The organism is Gemmatirosa kalamazoonensis, from assembly GCF_000522985.1.
Classification (GTDB): domain Bacteria; phylum Gemmatimonadota; class Gemmatimonadetes; order Gemmatimonadales; family Gemmatimonadaceae; genus Gemmatirosa; species Gemmatirosa kalamazoonensis.
In genome coordinates this window covers 887,970-905,628 of the sequence record NZ_CP007129.1, presented here as the reverse complement: position 1 = coordinate 905,628, position 17,659 = coordinate 887,970, and the positions used below count along the sequence as shown (strand labels likewise).

At 73.8% G+C, this 17,659-nt stretch carries 18 protein-coding genes and 1 pseudogene; 7 read left to right on the top strand and 12 right to left on the bottom strand.

From position 1 onward, the window contains the following. Nucleotides 1-20: 20 nt before the first annotated feature. Both J421_RS27165 and J421_RS33175 read right to left on the bottom strand, forming a co-directional pair. Nucleotides 21-1,427, bottom strand: coding sequence for an alpha/beta hydrolase family protein (locus J421_RS27165; protein ID WP_148306574.1), 1,407 nt, complete (start codon nucleotides 1,425-1,427; stop codon nucleotides 21-23). Next, entirely contained in the window at nucleotides 1,424-1,879 is a 456-nt protein-coding gene (locus tag J421_RS33175; RefSeq protein WP_025414264.1) for a nuclear transport factor 2 family protein, read from the bottom strand. The genes J421_RS27165 and J421_RS33175 overlap by 4 nt, the downstream gene beginning before the upstream one ends. 339 nt (nucleotides 1,880-2,218) lie before the next feature. On the opposite strand from J421_RS33175, the gene J421_RS27155 reads away from it, so the two are divergent. Continuing rightward, the gene (locus J421_RS27155; RefSeq protein ID WP_025414263.1) at nucleotides 2,219-2,875 is read left to right on the top strand and encodes an RNA polymerase sigma factor; all 657 of its coding nucleotides are present in this window, start codon (nucleotides 2,219-2,221) and stop codon (nucleotides 2,873-2,875) included. Nucleotides 2,876-2,914: 39 nt separating this feature from the next. After that, nucleotides 2,915-3,763, top strand: coding sequence for a cupin domain-containing protein (locus J421_RS27150; RefSeq protein ID WP_148306573.1), 849 nt, complete (start codon nucleotides 2,915-2,917; stop codon nucleotides 3,761-3,763). 13 nt (nucleotides 3,764-3,776) lie between these two features. Here the strand turns inward: J421_RS27150 and J421_RS27145 are convergent, their stop codons facing one another. The 6 genes and pseudogenes from J421_RS27145 to J421_RS27125 form a co-directional block, all read right to left on the bottom strand. Beyond that, nucleotides 3,777-5,486, bottom strand: coding sequence for a carboxypeptidase-like regulatory domain-containing protein (locus J421_RS27145; RefSeq protein WP_025414261.1), 1,710 nt, complete (start codon nucleotides 5,484-5,486; stop codon nucleotides 3,777-3,779). Then, nucleotides 5,476-6,324 carry a peptidase associated/transthyretin-like domain-containing protein gene (locus J421_RS27140; RefSeq protein WP_025414260.1) on the bottom strand — a complete coding sequence of 283 codons (849 nt, stop codon included), beginning with the start codon at nucleotides 6,322-6,324 and terminating at the stop codon, nucleotides 5,476-5,478. Before J421_RS27140 ends, J421_RS27145 begins: the two co-directional genes overlap by 11 nt. An 86-nt stretch (nucleotides 6,325-6,410) precedes the next feature. Continuing rightward, a complete protein-coding gene (locus J421_RS34560) occupies nucleotides 6,411-6,839 on the bottom strand; it encodes a Rossmann-fold NAD(P)-binding domain-containing protein (RefSeq protein WP_312845246.1) in 429 nt (142 codons plus the stop codon). A 185-nt stretch (nucleotides 6,840-7,024) separates the two neighbouring features. Further along, nucleotides 7,025-7,093: pseudogene (locus J421_RS34725) on the bottom strand (hypothetical protein); the annotation flags it as partial. Nucleotides 7,094-7,208: 115 nt separating this feature from the next. Then, complete coding sequence (locus J421_RS27130; protein ID WP_025414259.1) at nucleotides 7,209-7,757, bottom strand: dihydrofolate reductase family protein; 549 nt, start codon at nucleotides 7,755-7,757, stop codon at nucleotides 7,209-7,211. Nucleotides 7,758-7,759: 2 nt separating this feature from the next. Beyond that, on the bottom strand, nucleotides 7,760-8,128 hold the full coding sequence (locus J421_RS27125; protein ID WP_025414258.1) for a YciI family protein: 369 nt from the start codon (nucleotides 8,126-8,128) through the stop codon (nucleotides 7,760-7,762). A 317-nt stretch (nucleotides 8,129-8,445) separates the two neighbouring features. Here J421_RS27125 and J421_RS27120 point away from each other — a divergent pair, with 317 nt between their 5' ends. Both J421_RS27120 and J421_RS27115 read left to right on the top strand, forming a co-directional pair. Then, nucleotides 8,446-8,787, top strand: coding sequence for an ArsR/SmtB family transcription factor (locus tag J421_RS27120; protein WP_025414257.1), 342 nt, complete (start codon nucleotides 8,446-8,448; stop codon nucleotides 8,785-8,787). After that, nucleotides 8,784-9,287: an SRPBCC family protein gene (locus tag J421_RS27115; protein ID WP_025414256.1), complete on the top strand. Its 504-nt coding sequence runs from the start codon at nucleotides 8,784-8,786 to the stop codon at nucleotides 9,285-9,287. Before J421_RS27120 ends, J421_RS27115 begins: the two co-directional genes overlap by 4 nt. On the opposite strand, the gene J421_RS27110 is transcribed toward J421_RS27115, so the two are convergent. Together J421_RS27110 and J421_RS33170 are read right to left on the bottom strand one after the other, a co-directional pair. Beyond that, entirely contained in the window at nucleotides 9,284-10,225 is a 942-nt protein-coding gene (locus J421_RS27110) for a phosphodiester glycosidase family protein (RefSeq protein ID WP_025414255.1), read from the bottom strand. The genes J421_RS27115 and J421_RS27110 overlap by 4 nt on opposite strands. Beyond that, nucleotides 10,222-11,046, bottom strand: coding sequence for a hypothetical protein (locus tag J421_RS33170; protein WP_025414254.1), 825 nt, complete (start codon nucleotides 11,044-11,046; stop codon nucleotides 10,222-10,224). The genes J421_RS27110 and J421_RS33170 overlap by 4 nt, the downstream gene beginning before the upstream one ends. A 186-nt stretch (nucleotides 11,047-11,232) precedes the next feature. Here J421_RS33170 and J421_RS27105 point away from each other — a divergent pair, with 186 nt between their 5' ends. The 3 genes from J421_RS27105 to J421_RS27095 all read left to right on the top strand — a co-directional run bounded on the left by J421_RS27105 (nucleotide 11,233) and on the right by J421_RS27095 (nucleotide 16,899). After that, the gene (locus tag J421_RS27105) at nucleotides 11,233-13,512 is read left to right on the top strand and encodes a S9 family peptidase (protein ID WP_025414253.1); all 2,280 of its coding nucleotides are present in this window, start codon (nucleotides 11,233-11,235) and stop codon (nucleotides 13,510-13,512) included. A 491-nt stretch (nucleotides 13,513-14,003) separates the two neighbouring features. Continuing rightward, nucleotides 14,004-16,256 carry an ABC transporter ATP-binding protein gene (locus J421_RS27100; RefSeq protein ID WP_025414252.1) on the top strand — a complete coding sequence of 751 codons (2,253 nt, stop codon included), beginning with the start codon at nucleotides 14,004-14,006 and terminating at the stop codon, nucleotides 16,254-16,256. A gap of 178 nt (nucleotides 16,257-16,434) precedes the next feature. Further along, nucleotides 16,435-16,899, top strand: coding sequence for a DUF1854 domain-containing protein (locus tag J421_RS27095; protein ID WP_025414251.1), 465 nt, complete (start codon nucleotides 16,435-16,437; stop codon nucleotides 16,897-16,899). An 88-nt stretch (nucleotides 16,900-16,987) separates the two neighbouring features. Here the strand turns inward: J421_RS27095 and J421_RS27090 are convergent, their stop codons facing one another. Together J421_RS27090 and J421_RS27085 are read right to left on the bottom strand one after the other, a co-directional pair. Further along, nucleotides 16,988-17,302 (bottom strand): hypothetical protein, encoded by a 315-nt coding sequence (locus tag J421_RS27090; RefSeq protein ID WP_148306572.1) that lies wholly within the window; start codon nucleotides 17,300-17,302, stop codon nucleotides 16,988-16,990. Between the two features lie 128 nt (nucleotides 17,303-17,430). Further along, nucleotides 17,431-17,658, bottom strand: coding sequence for a hypothetical protein (locus J421_RS27085; RefSeq protein ID WP_025414249.1), 228 nt, complete (start codon nucleotides 17,656-17,658; stop codon nucleotides 17,431-17,433). Between the last annotated feature and the right edge of the window lies 1 nt (nucleotide 17,659).

The following is a 17,659-nucleotide window of genomic DNA, read 5'->3' as shown; positions in this document are numbered from 1 at the left end:
GCTGCGATGTGGTCACACGATCAACGCCCGTCGCCCATCATTCCGGCCTCTCGCAGGAAATCCAGCAGTGTCTCGTGCACGATGGGCGGCGTGCGACGCGCCTTCCAGTACGTGAGCGGCGCGCCGGTGTCGAGGTCGATCGTGCGCATCGCTTCGGGCTGATCGAGGCCGTGCCCCGCCTCCGGCACGACGAGCGTGCGCACGCGCGAGTTTCCCGCATCCGCGGCGAGGCGGCGCAGCAGCGCGACGTTCTCCTCGGCGGGCACCACCTCGTCGGCCCCACCGTAGATCGCGAGGATCGGTCCGCGGAAGCGGCGGAGGTCCGACGCCGGGTCGTACGCGTTGCGCCGCGCCCACAGGCTGTCGGCGGCGGCCTCCCCGTTCGCGACGTCGTCGGGCTCCAAAAACTCCTGCGCCCAGCCGGCGCGCCGGCCGGCGGCGAGCAGGCGAGTGAGCTCGGCGTAGCGCCGCGCGCGGTCGCTCGGCCCGACGCTGACCTCCACGTAACGTACCGCGTCGACGGAATCGTTAGGCGCGAGGCGCAGCCGGTGCGCGACGACCTCCATGCTGCCGAGCTGCTGTCGCGCGACGCTCGTCGATGGGCCGACGAGCATCGCGAGGAACGCGATCGGTGCGCGCGACGACGCGAGCGCGCTCACCCACCCGCCGGCGCTCCGCGACACCGTGCCGATGCGCGCGGGATCCACGTCGCCGCGTCGGGCGAGGAATCGCGCGATGGTGACGACGTCCTCCGCGAGATCCGCGATCGTCGCCGTATCGCACCGCCGCGTGGAGTCGACGCCGCGCTTGTCGTACGCGAGCGCGGCGACGCCGTGGCGCGCGAGCATCTCCCCCTGCGCCTCGAAGCCGGTGATGGGACCGCAGCCGCGCCCCTGCACGAGGATCGCGACCGCGGGGCGCCGCACGCCGACCGGGCGGAACAGCGTGCCGGGCAGCGTGACGCGCCCGCTCGCCACGCGCACCGCCTCGCGCACGACCTCGTGCGTCGCCGGCGGGAGCATGCGGCGCAGGTGCACGCGCACGCCCGCGCTGTCCGGCCCCACGACGCCGACGAGCTCCTGCACCGCGGAGTCGAGCGCCACGCGCGCGGCGCCGTACGGCGTGCCGAAGCGGAACCGTCCCGCGCCGTCGGTGCGCAGCGGGAGCCGCGCCGGCGGCACCAGCGGCCGGTCGGGGAACGACAGCACGAGCGCCAACGAGTCGCCGTCAGGCACCACCTCGGCCGCGACCTGCTCCACCGAGCCCGCGCGCACGAACGCACCAGCCCACCAGCCGGCCATGGGGCCGGGCTGGCCCGCGGCGGCTCGTGAGCCGCAGATCACGCCGATCACGCCGACCGCTCGGCCCGTTAGGCATGATAGTCTGCGGAATCCGCGTGATCTGCGGACGAACGAGATGGTGTTCATCGTGCCGGCGGCGACTGCCAGAGCACGTGCGTGATCATCCACCGCCCGTCGTGGCGCGCGAGCAGCAGGTAGTCCGTGCCCCACCACGCGGTGAGCTTCGCGCTCGCCGTCTGGTCCTGTACGTCGAGCAGCGCGATCTCCTTCGCCGCCCCCGCCGGCGTGTGGTTGCGCCCCTCGCGCACGCCCCGCGCGTACGACATGAACCCGTCGGGGAACGACATCGCGCTCGGCCGGTACGCGGAATCGGGGCTCGCGCGGTAGTAGCCGATCTTCCGCACGAACGGCGCGACGCTGCGCAGCAGCCGCGTCGAGTCGCCGTCGTAGAAGCCCTCCACGTAGTCGAGCACCGCCCGGCGCACGCCCTCCCGATCGGGCGGCTGCGCGTGCGCGCGCGGCGGCGAGAGCAGCGCGCCGGCGACGAAGGAGGCGAGGAGGCATCGGCGAGGGGACATCGAGAGGTCCTGGTGTGAGGCCGCGCCGAACGTAGGGCGCGGTCGACGCCGGTTCCACCGCGGTGCGACGGGGCGAGGGCCCGGCGCGACGAACCGCACGCGATGAACCGCACGGTGACGCAGCGCACGCCGCGCCGCATCCGACCGGCGGGCGGCCGGCGTACTCCAGGCGAACCCCGTGCCCACATCCGCCCCGTGTCGTCGCCCGCCGCGCCGAGCCGCCCTGCCGATCCGCCTCTGGACGGGAGGGAACCCATGTTTCATGTTGGGCGTCCGGCCATCCCCGGCCGGCGGCGCTTCGTCGTCGTGCGTCTTCCATCCCTCGACGTTCCCCACGGGATGCAACGCGGAATCCAGCAGACCGTCGAGCGCGTCCCGGGAGCGACCCCCCTCGCTCTCGCGCCCACGCCCCGCGCCGACGCACCCGACTGGCGCGCCGCCGCCGGACTGGTGGCGCGCGTCGCGGCGGGCGACGAGGGCGCCCTCTCCGCGCTCTACGACGCCTACGCGCCGATGCTGTACACGGTCGCGCTGCGCATCGTGCGCGCCGAGGCCGACGCCGAGGAGGTCGTGCTCGAGACGTTCACGCAGGCGTGGCAGCGCGCCGCGAGCTACGACGGCGCCCGGGGCTCCGTGTTCGCGTGGCTCGTGACGATCTGCCGCACGCGCGCGCTCGACCTCCTGCGCGGCCGCACCCGCAGCGCGCGCGCCCTCGAGCGCGCGACGACGAGCGAAGACGCTCCGCCGGCGCTCGCCGCGTGGCATCCCGACCCCGCGGCGGATCTCGACCGGCGCGACCGCTACGGCCGGCTCGCCGCCGCGGTGCACGCGCTGCCGCCGTCGATCCGGCAGGTGGTGGAGCTCGTCCTCACCGAATCGCTCACGCACACCGAGCTGGCCGAGCGTCTCGACATCCCGCTGGGCACCGTGAAGACGCGCATGCGCAGCGGCCTGCAGCTGCTGCGCGGCGCGCTCGGCGCGTCGCTCCTCGACTAGCTTTCCCTCATGGCCGACCGCGTGCCTCCCGATCCTACCGTGCCCTCCCCGCCGCCCGACGAGGTGGACGCCGCGCTCGCCGTGCTCGGACTCGGCGACGGCGTGCCTAACGATGCGGCCCGCGAGCTCGTCGCGCTGGCGACCGCGGGCGTGGCGCTCGCCGACACGCCGACGCCGGAGACCATCGTGCCGGTGGCCCCGCCGGCCGGGCTGCGCGCGCGGCTGCTCGACCGCATCCGGCGCGAGCAGCGGTTCCAGTTCGTGCACGCCGACGAGGGGCAGTGGACCGCGCTCCCGACCGGGGGCGGCCACGCGAAGCTGCTCTACGACGGCGGCCGCCCGGGCGAGCGCACGCGTCTCCTCCGCCTGCCGGCCGGCGACACCGGCGACGCGCTCGCCGACCTGCACGATCCCGCGCTGCTCGTCGTCGCGGGCGAGCTGTGGCGCGGGGACGTGCGCTGCGCGCCCGGCGACTTCGCGCAGAGCGTGCCTAACGACGGGGCGCAGTCGTGGCGCGCCGCGACGCCGGCCACCGTGCTCGTCGTCGAGCGCGGCGTCGCGCCGGCCGCCGCGCGGCGCGCCGCGATGATCCCGGCCGGCGCCAGCGGCTGGCGCACGATGGCGCCCGGCACGCGCGTGCGCCCGCTCGCCGGCGGCCCGGCCGAATCGGTCGACGTCATGCTGCTGGAGATGGACGCGGGCTCGGTGCTGCCGGAGCACGAGCACGGTGGGCTCGAGGAGATCTTCCTGCTCCGCGGCTCGTGTCGCGCGCAGGGCCGCTCCATCCGCGCCGGCGACTACCACCGCGCCGCGCACGGCTCCGAGCACGAGGACACGACGACGGACGAGGGGTGCCTCATGCTCGTCGTGCTGCGCAAGGCCGCGTGAGCCCCGAGCGCGCCTACGAGGGGGACGGAAGCCGCACCGCCTGACCGACGGCGCGCGGGGGCACGCGCACCATCACCGGCGCCCCCGCGGCCGCGCCCCGCCGCGCGCGCACGGTGACGTCGACGCCGCGCGGCACGCCGCAGAGCGCGAACTCGCCGCCCTCCACGGTCGCCTCGCGGCGCTCCGTCACCACCACCGGTGGGCCGCCGCCGAGCCGCGCGTAGGCCACCTGCCACGTCGCCTCGGCGCGCGCGCCGTCGTTAGGCACCGCGCCGTCGACGCTGCCGCGCACCATCGCCTCGTCCCACGCCGCCGCGCGCGCGCCGCACGCCTGCACGAGCGCGGCCGCTTCCGACGGCACCGCGAGCACGAGCGGCTCCTCGGCCTCGTCCGCGATGCGCACGGTGCGCGCGGGCGGCGCGGCGCGCAGGAGCGCGAGCGCCGGCGTGCGCGCGCGCAGCAGGTGCGCACCCGGCGACACGCGGAGCAGCGTCGCGACGCCGTCGTCGGCCGTGACGGCGGCGAGCGAGTCGAGCTCCACGATCGCGTCGCGCACCGGCGCGCCGCCGTCGGCCTCCACCACGCGCACGCGCACCGCGACGCGTCCGCGCTCCCACAGCACCGCGGCGCCGCGCCGCACCTCGCTCACGTCGCCGCCGGCGAGCCGCACGCCCGCGAGCTCCGCGGCCGGCGGCGCGACGTTCCGCACGCCGGGCACCACGGCCGCGTTCCGCGCCGCGGCGGGATGGGCGACGACGATCGGCACGCGGATCACCCACCGCTGCACGATCCACCCGCCGTCAGGCAGCCGCAGGAACTCGACGCGGCCGCCGGCGTTCGCGCGCGCGGCGAGGCGCGCGTCGCCCGGCACGTTCACGTAGCGATAGGAGAACTCGCGCAGCTCCGCCGTCGCGCGGTCGAGCCACAGCACGCCCTCCACGTCGGCGACGTCGGCGCGCGGGCGCGCGGGCGAGAACGCGACGCCGACCCATCGCGCGAGCCGCACGCTGTCCGCGCTCGGCGCCGCGGCGCGGAAGCAGTGCGCCGTCGCGAACGCGTCGCTCAGCAGCACCTCGGCGTCGGGCGCCCAGTACGTCCACTCGCCGTCCGACGAGGCGCCGTGCGCGACGTAGCCGACGACGGCGAGCGACTCGGGCGGCAGGCTCGCGAACGGCCGCACGCTCGGCGCCATCCGCGTCACGCTCGTGTCGTGCACCACGCGCGCGCCGTCGGCATCGAGCGTGCGCTCCGACGTCGTGACACGCATGACGAGCGCCTCGCGACGCGTGAGCGACTCGCCGAGCAGCGCCTTGCGCGCCTCGTCCCACACGCGGAACGCAGCGGCGGCGGAGTCGACCTGCACGCGGCACGTCGGGCGGTCGCTCACGCGCACCTCGGACAGCCGCACCGCGACGCTCGTGAGCGCGACGTCGCGCGTCGTCGTGCCGGCGCGCAGCGGGAGCGGACCCACCGTGGTAGGCGCGTAGCCGATGCGCAGCACGCGGAGCGTGAACGGCCCCGTCGCCGGCGCCACGGCGGCGTACGCGCCGTCGTCGCGGGTGGCGACGCGCGCCACGGTGCGTCCACCGGAGTCGACGAGCAGCACGATCGCGCCGGGCACCCGCACCCCCGCCGCCGTCACGATGCCGCGCACCGTCTGCGCGCCGAGGTTGCTGCACGCGGCGAGCATCAGGCACGACGCGGCGAGGCGCTCAACGCGCACGCCTGCCTCCGCGCTTCGTCCAGATCACGATCGCGCCGCACTTCGCCGCGGTGCGCACGGCCGACAGCTCGACGGGCACCGTCGCGGCGCCGCGGTAGATCTCGATCTCCGCGACGTCGGACACGGGCACGTCGTCGACCGAGAAGTCGTCCGGCATGAGCTGTCCGTCGAGCGAGACGCGGAGCGCGCACGCCGTGCCGCCGCCCGGGAGCTTCAGTCCCTCGAGCGGGTCGCCCGCGGTGTCGGCGCTGGCGGCGGACGGCGCTCGCGTCGGCCCGGCGCGACGCGGCTCGACGCGGCGCGAGGAGGCGATGCGCGTACGGCCGCCGTCGTCCTGCACCGTGATGCCGACCACCCCGCGGAACAGGTCCGCGGTGCGCGCCGGCCCGCGCCGCGCGATCTCCGCCTCCCCGACGTACGCGCCGCCCGCGCGTCGCGCGCGCTCGGCCACCGCGGTGCCGGCGGGCGCCGTCACCCGCGTGGCCCGCAGCGCGACGGCCGCGGTGCCTAACGGCGCCATGGCCACGAACACCGGCGTCAGGCTGTCGAGCGCGAGCGAGTCGGTGCGGTAGCCCACACGCAGGAAGTGCGCGACGACGCGCGCGCCGGCGCCCGCGCGGACCGACGCGGCGAAGTACCCCGCCTCGTCGGCCCGCGCGCCGGCGACGGTGTCGCGTCCCGCGGTGAGCGCGACCGCGGCGCCGGCGACGGGGGCCTGCGTGCGCGCGTCGATCACCCGGCCGCGCACGACCACCGAGTCCTGCGCGGCGAGGAGCGCGGGGAGCAGGTACGGCGTGGCGGCGGTCGCCAGGCGGCGCAGCGTCTTCGGGAGCGGCATCGGGGCTCTCCGTCGCGCGAGGGACACCGTACAATGCGCCGGAGGGCGGCCGGGTGCGAGGGCCGTCCGTCACTCGCCGCGATCCGTTAGGCAGCGGGCGTCACGAACGCGGACGCATGCTCGACGGCCCACTGGTGGAACGTTCGCGCCGGCGTGCCCACCATCTCCTCGACCGCCGACGTCACGAACGCCGGGCGTCCGAGCCCCGCGCCCCATGCACCGAGCAGCATCTCGGCGACTCCGGGCGGCCACGCATCCGCGGTCGCGCGCCGGAACTCGTCGGGCGACAGCTCCTCGAACCGGAGCGGCCGGCCGATGGCGTCGCCGATCGCGTGGACCTGCGCGGCCTGGCTCAGCGACTCGGGGCCCGTGAGCACGTGGTCGCCGCCCGCGTACCGATCGTCGAGCAGCGTGCGCGCGGCCACGGCGGCGATGTCGCGCTCGTCGATCGGCGCCGTCTCGGCGGACGCGTAGGGCAGCGCACCACGTCGCCTGCGCGGATCTGCGGCCCCCACCAGTGGCGCGCGTTCGAGGCGAACATCCCGGGTCGGAGGACCGTCACGCGGAGGCGCGTCGCCGCGAGCAGGCGCTCGATCGCGGCGTGCAGACCGCGCATCGCATTGGGCTGCTGAAAGAACGGGTGCGGGGTCTCCGGAAGCGCCGCGCGGCCCGGCCGGCGCGAGAGCGCGCGCACCGCCGCGCCGGCGCGCCGCAGCTCGTCGACCACGAGGCGCCCGACGCGGCCCGTGGCGCCCGTCACGAGAATCATGTCCGCGCGCGATTCGTCAGGCGGCACGTGCGGCGCCGGCGCGTTAGGCGTGCCGTCACGCGGGCTCCTCTCGGGGCGGACCGTCTGGACGTCCTCGGCTGCAACGAGTCGCCGCCTAACGAGTCGGCACGTACTGCATCACCACCACTCCCGACGCGAATTCCTGGCGACCCACGAGCTTCAGGTCGACGTACCTCGAGAGTCCGGCGAACAACGTCGGCCCGTGGCCCACGATCCTGGGATGCACCACGAACTCGTACTCGTCGATCAACCCCAGCTCCGCCAGGGCGCGCGGGAGCGTGACGCCCCCCACGAACAGACCGTTGCCCGGCTCACGCTTCAGCTGGGCGACGGCTGTCCGGAGATCGCCGCGCACGAGCTCCGCGTGCCAGTCGACGCGGTCCAGTGTGCTCGACACGACGTACTTCTTCGCCGCATCGATCGTGCGCGCGAACGGCTCCATCCAGTCGGGCCGCGTGCCCGTCGCCGTCGACGGCCGCCACGCCGCCTCCATCATCTCGTAGGTCACCCGGCCGAACAGCAGCGCATCGGCTCGCGCGAGGTTCTCGACGGCGTGACGATGCAGCTCCTCGTCCGGGATCATCACGCGATGATCGCAGCACCCGTCCAGCGTGACGTTGATGGAGTACCGCAGGGGGCGCATCGTCAGGCCGCGGGTGGAACGGTCGCCGCCTCCAGCGGCCAGTCTCCCATCAGCATCGGCTGGAACGCATGGACCTCGGCCGCGAAGACGCCGCCCGCGACGGCCGGATCGCCCTCGGCGACGGCCCGCGCCGCGTCGGCCGACGGCGCGCGGATCACGGCGAACGCGAAGCTGGACGCATCGCGTGCCAGCGTGCGCCCGGCGAACACCAGCACGCCGCGCGCGAGCAGCTCCTGCGAGTACGTCCAGTGCCGCGCGGCCATCGCCTGCTCCTCCGCCGTCGGGCCGTCGGTGAGCATCGCGAGACGCGCGGGGCGCAGCGTGTAGAGGAAGACGCCGGACGGTACCTGCCGAGCATCCGCGATGTTCATGGGGACGTTCCCGTGGAAGATGGACGGGTGCGTGAGCAGCGCGGGGACTACGGCGAGGAAGCGCTCACGGCAGCGCGATCGGCGCCCCGAGTAGCTCGATCCCGTGCGCGCGCCACAGCGCCGGATCCTGCGCGCGGACGCGGCGCCCGTGATGTCGTAGAAGTAGCCTGCCGCCGCGGCGAGCGCGACCTGCTTCGCGACGGGCCGCTCGTGCGCTTCGGCCGGCGCGTCAGATACTTAGGTATTTACAAAAGTATTCCACGGCCGTAGAATCCGTCCGTCAGATCGGGCAACCCGCGCATCCGGATGGTGTCGGCATGGCTCAATCCGCAGTCGCTGACGAAGTCTTTCACGCGCTGGCCAACCCCACTCGGCGGAGAGTCCTGGAGCGACTGTCGGTCGGACCGGCCTCCGTCAGCGAGCTGGCGGCACCGTTCGACATGCAGCTCCCGTCGTTCGTGCAGCACCTCTCGGTGCTCGAGCGCAGCCGGCTGATCAAGTCGAAGAAGCGCGGGCGCGTGCGGACGTACGAGATCGCGCCCGAGCGGTTCAAGGTCGCGGAAGACTGGCTGGCCGCGCGTCGCCAGCTGTGGGAGGCTCGACTGGACCGGTTCGACCAATACGTCAAGCAACTCAAGGCCAAGGAATCCGAATCATGAGCACGCAACTCACGATCGACCCGAAGCTCGATTTCGCCATCGAACGGTTCATCGACGCGCCCACGCGGCTCGTCTGGGACGCGCTGACGAAGCCGGAGCACATCAAGGAGTGGTACATGCCGAGGGCGTGGGGGCGTGTGGCGCGCACCGAGCTGGACGCGCGACCGGGCGGCATCTTCAGCATCGACATCGTGGTGGGAGACGGTCAGGAGGTGCCCAACGTCGGCTGCGTCCTCGAGGTCGTGCCGATGCAGCGGCTCGTCTGGACCGCGATGCTGTTCCCCGGCTACCGCCCGGCCGTCTTCGACGACATTCCGATCACCGCCATCATGACGATGGAGAGCGTCGGCACCGGCACGCGCTACGTCTTCACGGCGCTGCACCGGAACGAGGCGGATCTCGAGAACAACAAGACGTCGGGCTTCTACGAGGGTACCCAGATCGCCGTCGATCAGCTCGTGGCGCACGTGATGGCGATGAAGCAGAAGGCGTCGGCCTAACGCGACGCCCCCACCAGCCCGAGCGGCACCCGGCGCAGCCCCTCCCACCGATGCGTGCGCCCCTCGGCATCGCGCACGAGCAGCTGCGCCGAGAGCCCGCCGTCGAGCATCACCGCGCGGCGGCAGCCGAGGGCGCCCACGAGCGCCGCCGTCTCGGGCACCGTGAGGCCTAACGGCACGCCGCCGAGCGCGTCGCCGACGCCGGCATCGAAGCGCGTGAGGGCGACGAGCAGCCGACCGTCGCGCAGCTCGCACGCGGCGAGGCGTGCATCGCGGTGCGCGAGGTCCACGCCGCGGCCGGGCGCGCGCAGCGCGGCGGGCAGCGTGCCGTCGCCGTCGAGCAGCGCGGGGTACGATTGCACCGCCTCCGCCGCGCTGCCCGAGGCGCGCAGCTCGGCGATCGAATCCGCGGGCACGACGCGCGCGCGGCCGCGGTCGTCGATCACGAGCGCGGCCGAGAGCGGGCCCGCGCCCGGCGCCTGGATCTCGCGCCCGCGGTGCACGACCCAGCCCCACGGGCCGGCGTCGGTGAACTGACCCGCGTTCAGCGCGAGCGCGGCGTCGGCCGGTGCCGCGTCGAGATCCCACGGCCCCGCGCCGCCGCTGGGGCGCGCCGCGGCGTGGAGCGCGAGCGCGACGCGCGACGGGTCGACGCGCGCGACGATCACGCGCACGCGGAGCGCGGGGAGCGCGGCACCCACGTCGGCGGCGAGCACGAGCTCGCCCCAGTCGAGCCCCGGGCGCGCGGCGCGCCATCGCACCGCGGCGGCGAGCGCCGCGTCGGGCCCCGCCCACCGCGACGGTGCCGCGCCGCGCGTCCACCACGTGCGCCACGCGCCGTCCGCGCCGCGCACGCGGAGCCGATCGTTAGGCACCTCGCGCGGCGCCGCCGACGCGGCCAGGAGCGCGGCGGCGAGCGCGAGGCGGAGCGGCGTCACTGCAGGTCGCCCCAGCTCGACCACAGCAGCACGTTGCCGCGGAAGAGCGGCGTGAGCGCGGCGAGGTCCTGCTTGCGGGCGTCGAGCGCGGACTGCTCGTCGGCGCTCACCTTGTACGCGCCGTCGGTGAGCAGCCACGCGGCGACGCGCTCGCGCAGGCGGCCGAACTGCGTCGCCGTCATGCCGGCGGGCACCTTCGGCGGCGCGAGCCCCGGCGCGGTGGGCGGCGCGGGCGGCGACATCACGTACGCGCCGCACGTCTTCAGCGCGGGCATCATCTCGTTCTCGAGCTGCTCGCCGGCGACGCCGATGGTGTCCATGATCGCGCGCGCCTTCTCGTGGTTGCCGGCCTGCTGGGCGGCGGCCATGCGCTCCATGAGCGGTCCGAGCTTCTCGCCGTACGCCTGCGACGCGGCGATCGACGCCTGCGGCGGCGCGACCATCGTCTTCTGGAGCTCCTTCTTCACGCCGTCGCGGCACTTGCGGTGCGCCTCGAACTTCTCGTTCGCCGCGTCGAACCGCGTGCGCGCCGTCTGGTAGTCGCTTGCCGCGCGAGCCGAGGGGGCGAGGGCGGCGAGCAGCGCGTCGATGTTCTGCGCGGTGATCGCGACGACGCTCTCCTCGCGGCCGCTGCGCGGGGCGCTGCCACCGACGGCGTTCTGTGCGGCGCCCTGGGCCGCTCCCTGCGCGGCACCCTGCGCGGCGCTCTGCGCGGCCTTCTTGATCAACTTGCCGAGCTGCGCGTGCGCGGCGGCGGGCACCAGCAGCAGGGCGAGCGCGACGCCGCGCGCGGCGCGAGCGGTCGTGTCGGGACGGAACATGTCGGTTCTCCGGGTGGAGCGGGGGAGCGTGATCGCGCGCGCGGCCCACCGGGCGCGCGGCGACCGCAGTCTCTCCGCGGGGAGCGGCGCGCCCCAGGGTCATCCGACCCACCGGGGCCGGTCCAGCCGGTCCAGCACCCGGCGGGCGGGGTGCGTAATCCGGAGGTCACTCCACCCCAGGTGCCCATGTCCCGCCTGCTCTCTCGCGCGCCGCTCGTCCTCGTACTCGGCGCCTCCGCGCTCGGCGCCCAGCCGAAGCCGACGATCGCGGAGTTCCTGAGCCCCGCCTCGCCGCTCGAGCTCACCGCCGCCCACAAGGCCGACCGCGTCGCGTGGGTCGCGTACGAGCGCGGCATGCGCAACGTCTACACGGCGGCCGCGCCCGACTTCCGACCCGTGCGCGTGACGTCGTTCCTGAAGGACGACGGCACCGAGGTGAGCGACGTCGTGCTCTCCGACGACGGCTCGACCGTCGTCTTCGTCCGCGGCTCGGCCCCGAACCGTGTGGGCTGGATCGCGAACCCGTCGCACGCACCGGAGGGCGCGGAGCGCGCGATCTGGGCGGCGCGCACGGCCGGCGGGCCGGCGTGGCGCGTCGCGCAGGGCGCCGCGCCGGAGCTGTCGCCGGACGGCCGGTGGGTGCTGTACGTGAAGGACGCGCAGATCTACCGCGCCCGCGTCGCGCCTAACGGTCCGCGCACCGCGGCCGACACCGGCGGGGTCGCGTTCCTCACGCAGTGGGGACGTCAGTCGAGCCCGAAGTGGTCCCCGGACGGCACGCGCATCGCCTTCGTGAGCGACCGCGAGAACCACGCCCTCATCGGCGTCTACGACACGCGCACGCGGACCGTGGAGTTCGTCGCGCCGAGCGTCGACTGCGACGGCAGCCCGGTGTGGTCGCCCGACGGGAAGCGGCTCGCGTTCGTGCGGCGGCCGGGCGTGCCGTTCGGCGCGCAGACGCAGAGCGGCACCGGCGGCATCGGCAACCCGCCGGGCCCCGCGTCGGGGCGGCCGGGCGCGTCGGGATGCGGCGTCGGCGGCTTCGGTGGCGGCGGGCGCGGCGCGCAGCAGGCGGCGGACACCACGCCGCGCCGGACGCCGGGGCTGTACACGGCGACGTTCCCCGGCGGCTACACGACGTCGGTGATGGTCGCCGACCTCACGGCGAGGCCTAACGCCGTCGGCGGCTACCCGGCGATGGAGCTGTGGCACAACGCGCGCGGCGACCGCACGTTCGCCGCGATCCGCAGCCTCATGTGGGGCGACGGCGCGATCGTCTTCGGGCTCACGAACATCCAGGGCGACGAGTGGGACCGCTACTACGCGATCCCGCTCACGAACCCGGGCCCGCAGCCGACGCTGCTCACGACGACCGACGGCCTGATCGAGGACGCGACGTCGGCCGCGCTGTCGCGCGACGGGAAGACGCTGTTCTACTCGACGAACGCGAACGACATCGAGCGTCGCCATGTGTGGGCGGTGCCGGTGGCCGGGGGCACGCCGACCGCGATCACGTCGGGCGAGGGGATCGAGACGTACCCGCAGCCGCTCGCGAGCGGCCGCCAGGTCGCGGTGCTCTACTTCGGCGCGAAGCAGCCGGCGAGCGTGGGCCTCGTGCCGAACGCGCCCAACAGCGCCGCGAAGCTCATCTTCCCCACGCTGCCGAAGGACTTCCCGCAGGCGGCGCACGTCGTGCCGCAGATCGTGACGACGAAGGCGGCGGACGGGCTGGAGATCCACAACCAGCTCTTCCTGCCGGCGGACCTCAAGCCGGGCGAGCGGCGGCCGGCGCTCGTGTTCGTGCACGGCGGGCCGTCGCGGCAGATGATGCCGGGGTACCACTACATGCAGTTCTACCACTGGGCGTACGCGGTGAACCAGTGGCTCGCGAACCAGGGCTACGTCGTCCTGTCGATCAACTACCGCAGCGGCATCGGCTACGGCCGCTCGTTCCGCAACGCGCAGAACACGAACGCGCGCGGCAACTCCGAGTACCAGGACGTCGTCGCCGGCGCGAAGTACCTGCAGTCGCGCGCCGACGTCGACCCGTCGCGCGTCGGGATCTGGGGGCTGTCGTACGGCGGGCTGCTCACGTCGCAGGCGCTCGCGCGCAACTCCGACATCTTCGTCGCGGGCGCCGACCTGGCCGGCGTGCACCTCTACGGCAACTCGCTCGACACGGCGGCGCTGTCGTACAAGTCGTCGGCGATCTCGGCCATCGACACGTGGAAGTCGCCGGTGTTCCTCGTGCAGGGTGATGACGACCGCAACGTCGACTTCGCGCAGATGGTCGGCCTCGTGCAGCTCCTGCGGGCGCGCAACATCCCGTTCGAGCTCACGGTCATCCCCGACGACGTGCACGAGTCGCTGATCCACGCGCGCTGGATCGAGACGTGGAACAAGATGGGCGACTTCCTGCACCGGTACGTGTGGGAGCACACGCCGAGCAAGGCGGCGAGCCGTTAAAGGACTTGGCGGACTGCGTCGGCGGCGCGGGCGATACGGCGCTGGCGATACGGCGCGATGATGCGCTAGCGACGCTCACACCGCTCGACCGCGCAGCACGGCGCAGTGCCGCGCTGTGAGACGTCGTTCGCGCATCATCGCGCCGTATCGGCCGCGCCGTACCGCCCGCGCATCAGACCGGCGCCGTCGACGCTCTCCGGTGACTTGCCGTTCGGTCGAGGGGTCGTCTATGTTGAACGGGAGCAGTCTCACCAGAATCCGGCCATGATGCAGAAGTACGTGCTCGTCTCCACTCGCCTGCACCTGGGGTTCACCGACCTCGGGCGTGCAGGGGCCGTGCGCCCCGGCGGGTGGATGATCCGCGGCGATTTCGCCGTGCGACGACGAGCACCCTAGGCCTCACGGATTCGATGTCGTGATCCGGCCTTCCGGGGTGCTGTCAGCCCCCGGAAGGCCGTTGTGCTGTGTGCCACTCTCAGCCGATCACGACGATGAATCACGAGATCATCAGCCGGTACATCCGGCAGCCGTCGCGCCTCCCCGCGGACCTCCGCGCGACGATCGAGCGCGAGTGGGCCGACCGCCCCGTGCAGCTCTACGCGCTCGTCGACCTCGACCCGACGCTGCGGCTCGCCGAGTCGTGGCTCGCCCTCGGGCCGGAGCACGTCGCGCTCGCGCGCCGCGGCGACGACGGCGCGTGGCACGTGCGCTCCGTGCCGCGTGCGGACATCCGCGCCGTGCGCGAGTCGCCGGGCCTGAGCGCGAACACGCTGCTGCTGTTGGGCGCCCCCGACGAGCCGCCGCTCGCCGTCGTGCGCTACACGCACCGGCAGCGCGCCGCGGTGGAGAACCTGCGCTTCGTGCTCGACGAGGCGATCGCCGGCCGCTGTACGCCGCTCGTCGCGGACGGCGACGCGCTCTACGCCGACGCCGTCGCGCGGCCGGTGCGCGACGCGCAGGCGCTCGTCGCCGCGCGCCGCTCCACCGTCGTGCTGCGGCTGCTCGGCTACCTCGCGCGCTACCGGCGCGACCTGGCGTTCGGGCTCGGCGCGGCCGTCGTCGTGACGGTGGCGGGGCTCGTGCCGCCGTATCTCGCCGGCTTCGTGCTCGACGACGTCGTGCGACGCGCGCGCGACGGCACGCTGCCGCCCGCCGTGGCGTCGACGCGCGCGTGGCTCGCGGTGGCGGTGATGGCGGCGCTCTACGTCATCCGCCAGGGCGCGGCGCACGTGCGGCTCCGCTACATGTCGGTCGTCGGCGAGTGGGTCGCGCGCGACCTGCGCTCGGAGCTGTACGAGCACCTGCAGTCGCTCAGCCTGTCGTTCTTCTCGCGCAAGAAGACGGGCGGGCTCATCACGCGCGTCACGGCCGATACCGACCGGCTGTGGGAGTTCATCGCGTTCGGCGTCGTCGACGGCTCGCTGTCGCTCGTGCAGCTGCTCGGACTCGGCGTGGTGCTGCTCTCGCTCGACTGGCGGCTCGGCCTCGTGATGACCGTGCCCGTGCCGCTGCTCTGCTGGCTCGTGTACCGGCACGGCGAGTCGCTCAACACGCGCTTCGTGCGCGCGTGGCGGAAGTGGTCGCGGGTGACCGACGTGCTGTCGGACACGATCCCCGGCGTGCGCGTGGTGAAGGCGTTCAACCAGGAGACGCGGGAGGTGGCGCGGTTCGACGGGCGCAACGACGACGTGACGGTGGAGTTCAACGAGATCCACGAGCTGTGGACGACGTTCTGGCCGCTGCTCATGCTCGCCGTGCACGCGATGACGGTGCTGGTGTGGGTGTCGGCGGTGCCGCGGCTCGTCGGCACGGGCGCGCCCGACCTCTCGCCGGGGACGTTCGTCTCGTTCCTGCTCTACGCGACGATGTTCGTCGCGCCGGTGGAGGTGCTCGGCCAGATGGCGCGCACGGTGAACCGTGCGACGTCGTCGGCGCACCGCGTGTTCGAGGTGCTCGACTCGGAGCCCGAGGTGCGCGACGCGCCGGAGCCGGTGCGGCTCGCGCCGGTGGAGGGGCGCGTGACGTTCGAGAACGTGACGTTCGCGTACGACGGCGTGCGGCAGGTGCTGCGCGGCGTGTCGTTCGACGTGCGGCCGGGTGAGCTGATCGGCCTCGTGGGCCCGTCGGGCGGCGGCAAGTCGACGATCGCCAGCCTCGTGGCGCGCTTCTACGACGCCACCGGCGGTGCGGTGCGCGTGGACGGCGTGGACGTGCGCGCGCTCGACACGGGACACTACCGCGAGCAGATCGGCATGGTGCTCCAGGACCCGTACCTGTTCCACGGCACGATCCTCGACAACATCCGCTACGGGCTGCCCGACGCCTCGTTAGGCGCCGTGGTGGCGGCGGCGAAGGCGGCGAACGCGCACGACTTCGTCTGCAAGCTCGCGCAGGGCTACGACACGATCGTCGGCGAGCGGGGGCACACGCTCTCCGGCGGCGAACGCCAGCGCATCTCCATCGCGCGGGCGGTGCTGCACGATCCGCGCATCCTCATCCTCGACGAGGCGACGAGCGCGGTGGACACGGAGACCGAGCGCGAGATCCAGGAAGCGCTCGACCGGCTCGTCGCCGGCCGCACGGTGCTCGCCATCGCCCACCGGCTCTCCACGCTGCGCCGCGCGTCGCGGCTGTTCGTGATCGAGAACGGGCGCCTCGCGGAGTGCGGCACGCACCGCGAGCTGCTCGAGCTGCCGGACGGGATCTACAAGCGGCTGTACGAGCTGCAGCTGCAGCTCCAGTGAGCTCTGCATGCTCACGCGGAGCCGCGGAGGACGCGAAGACCTGCTCGGCGACACTGAACCGCGCCCGGGACGACTCCACGACGTGGGGCTCGATTCAGCGAATCTCTAGAATTCGAGAAATCCTCAGGTGTTCTCCGCGTCCTCCGCGGCTCCGCGTGAGACACACACAGGAGAGAACATGACCGAGCACATCGTACTCTGCAGCGCCGGCGACGGGCATCTCGCGGCGATCGTGGACGGGGAGACGATCCCGGTGCGGCTGCGGCAGTGCTTCCCCTGGTCGGAGCCGCGCCGACATCTCTCGCTGCGCGACGGCGACGACCGCGAGGTGGCGCTCGTCGAGGATCCGGCGGCGCTCCCCGCGGCATCGCGTGCCGCGCTCGAGCGCGCGCTCGCCGAGTCGGGGTTCGTGCTGCGGGTCACGCGCGTGCGGTCGATCGACGAGGAGGTGGAGATCCGCCACTGGTCGGTCGACACCGCGCAGGGGCCGCGCACGTTCCAGACGCACCTCGACGAGTGGCCGCAGGCGCTGCCGTCGGGCGGGCTGCTCGTGCGCGACGTGGCCGGGGATCTCTACCACCTGCCCGCGCCGGCCGAGCTGGACGCGCACAGTCGGCGGCTGCTGTGGGCCTACGTGGACTGACCACGACGATCCGCAGGTTCCGCAGATCCCGCAGAGGCTTCTCGAAGAACTCTGCGGGCTCTGCGGAATCTGCGGACGAAGCCGTTCATCAGCCCTCGACCTTGTAGATCTCCCGCTTCCCGTGATCGACGAGGTCGTGGTACCCCTTCATGACCTCGTCGAACTGCTTCATGTCCTCCGCGGACCCCTGGGGCGGCGACGACATCATCTGCGCGAACTGCTGCAGATCCTCGACCTCCATCTCCGACACGACGGTCCAGTACTGCTCGGCGCAGAAGTCGGTCATGACCTTCATGCGCGGCATGCCGACCCGCTCGCTCAGCTTCGACAACGCGATGAACTTCTCGACCATCGGGCGCACCTTGCCGGGCTTGCAGTACATGATGTCTCGGATGAGGTACATGGCTCGCTCCCGGATGTCGTCGTTCGTCGTCGCGCCAGCGATCGCCCTGTCGGTCGCCGCTGCGTCCGACGCGCAACCCATCGCTCCGAATGGCACGTTCGTCAACCCGCTCGGTCTCGACTACCGCTTCATGCCGGGTCGGCGAAGCACGAGTTCCAGTAGGTCTCCGACGACCCGCGCACGTGCCGCCCGCTCATCGACCGCCGCACGGGCCACGACGACCGGCCGCACAAGCTCGACGCGTCGTGGCAGACGGGGCGCGACACCACGCTCACGATGCACGGGCTGAACCGCGACGCGACGTCCTGGTTCGTCGTCGACGCGTACGACGCCAGCGGCGTGACGCGCGGCCGCACG

Excerpts from the sequence above, each read along its gene's own strand:
- J421_RS27165 (WP_148306574.1), bottom strand. The coding sequence starts at position 1,427 with ATGAACACCATCTCGTTCGTCCGCAGATCACGCGGATTCCGCAGACTA.
- J421_RS33175 (WP_025414264.1), bottom strand. The coding sequence starts at position 1,879 with ATGTCCCCTCGCCGATGCCTCCTCGCCTCCTTCGTCGCCGGCGCGCTG.
- J421_RS27155 (WP_025414263.1), top strand. The coding sequence starts at position 2,219 with ATGCAACGCGGAATCCAGCAGACCGTCGAGCGCGTCCCGGGAGCGACC.
- J421_RS27140 (WP_025414260.1), bottom strand. The coding sequence starts at position 6,324 with ATGCCGCTCCCGAAGACGCTGCGCCGCCTGGCGACCGCCGCCACGCCG.
- J421_RS27130 (WP_025414259.1), bottom strand. The coding sequence starts at position 7,757 with ATGCGCCCCCTGCGGTACTCCATCAACGTCACGCTGGACGGGTGCTGC.
- J421_RS27125 (WP_025414258.1), bottom strand. The coding sequence starts at position 8,128 with ATGAACATCGCGGATGCTCGGCAGGTACCGTCCGGCGTCTTCCTCTAC.
- J421_RS27120 (WP_025414257.1), top strand. The coding sequence starts at position 8,446 with ATGGCTCAATCCGCAGTCGCTGACGAAGTCTTTCACGCGCTGGCCAAC.
- J421_RS27115 (WP_025414256.1), top strand. The coding sequence starts at position 8,784 with ATGAGCACGCAACTCACGATCGACCCGAAGCTCGATTTCGCCATCGAA.
- J421_RS33170 (WP_025414254.1), bottom strand. The coding sequence starts at position 11,046 with ATGTTCCGTCCCGACACGACCGCTCGCGCCGCGCGCGGCGTCGCGCTC.
- J421_RS27105 (WP_025414253.1), top strand. The coding sequence starts at position 11,233 with ATGTCCCGCCTGCTCTCTCGCGCGCCGCTCGTCCTCGTACTCGGCGCC.
- J421_RS27100 (WP_025414252.1), top strand. The coding sequence starts at position 14,004 with ATGAATCACGAGATCATCAGCCGGTACATCCGGCAGCCGTCGCGCCTC.
- J421_RS27095 (WP_025414251.1), top strand. The coding sequence starts at position 16,435 with ATGACCGAGCACATCGTACTCTGCAGCGCCGGCGACGGGCATCTCGCG.
- J421_RS27090 (WP_148306572.1), bottom strand. The coding sequence starts at position 17,302 with ATGTACCTCATCCGAGACATCATGTACTGCAAGCCCGGCAAGGTGCGC.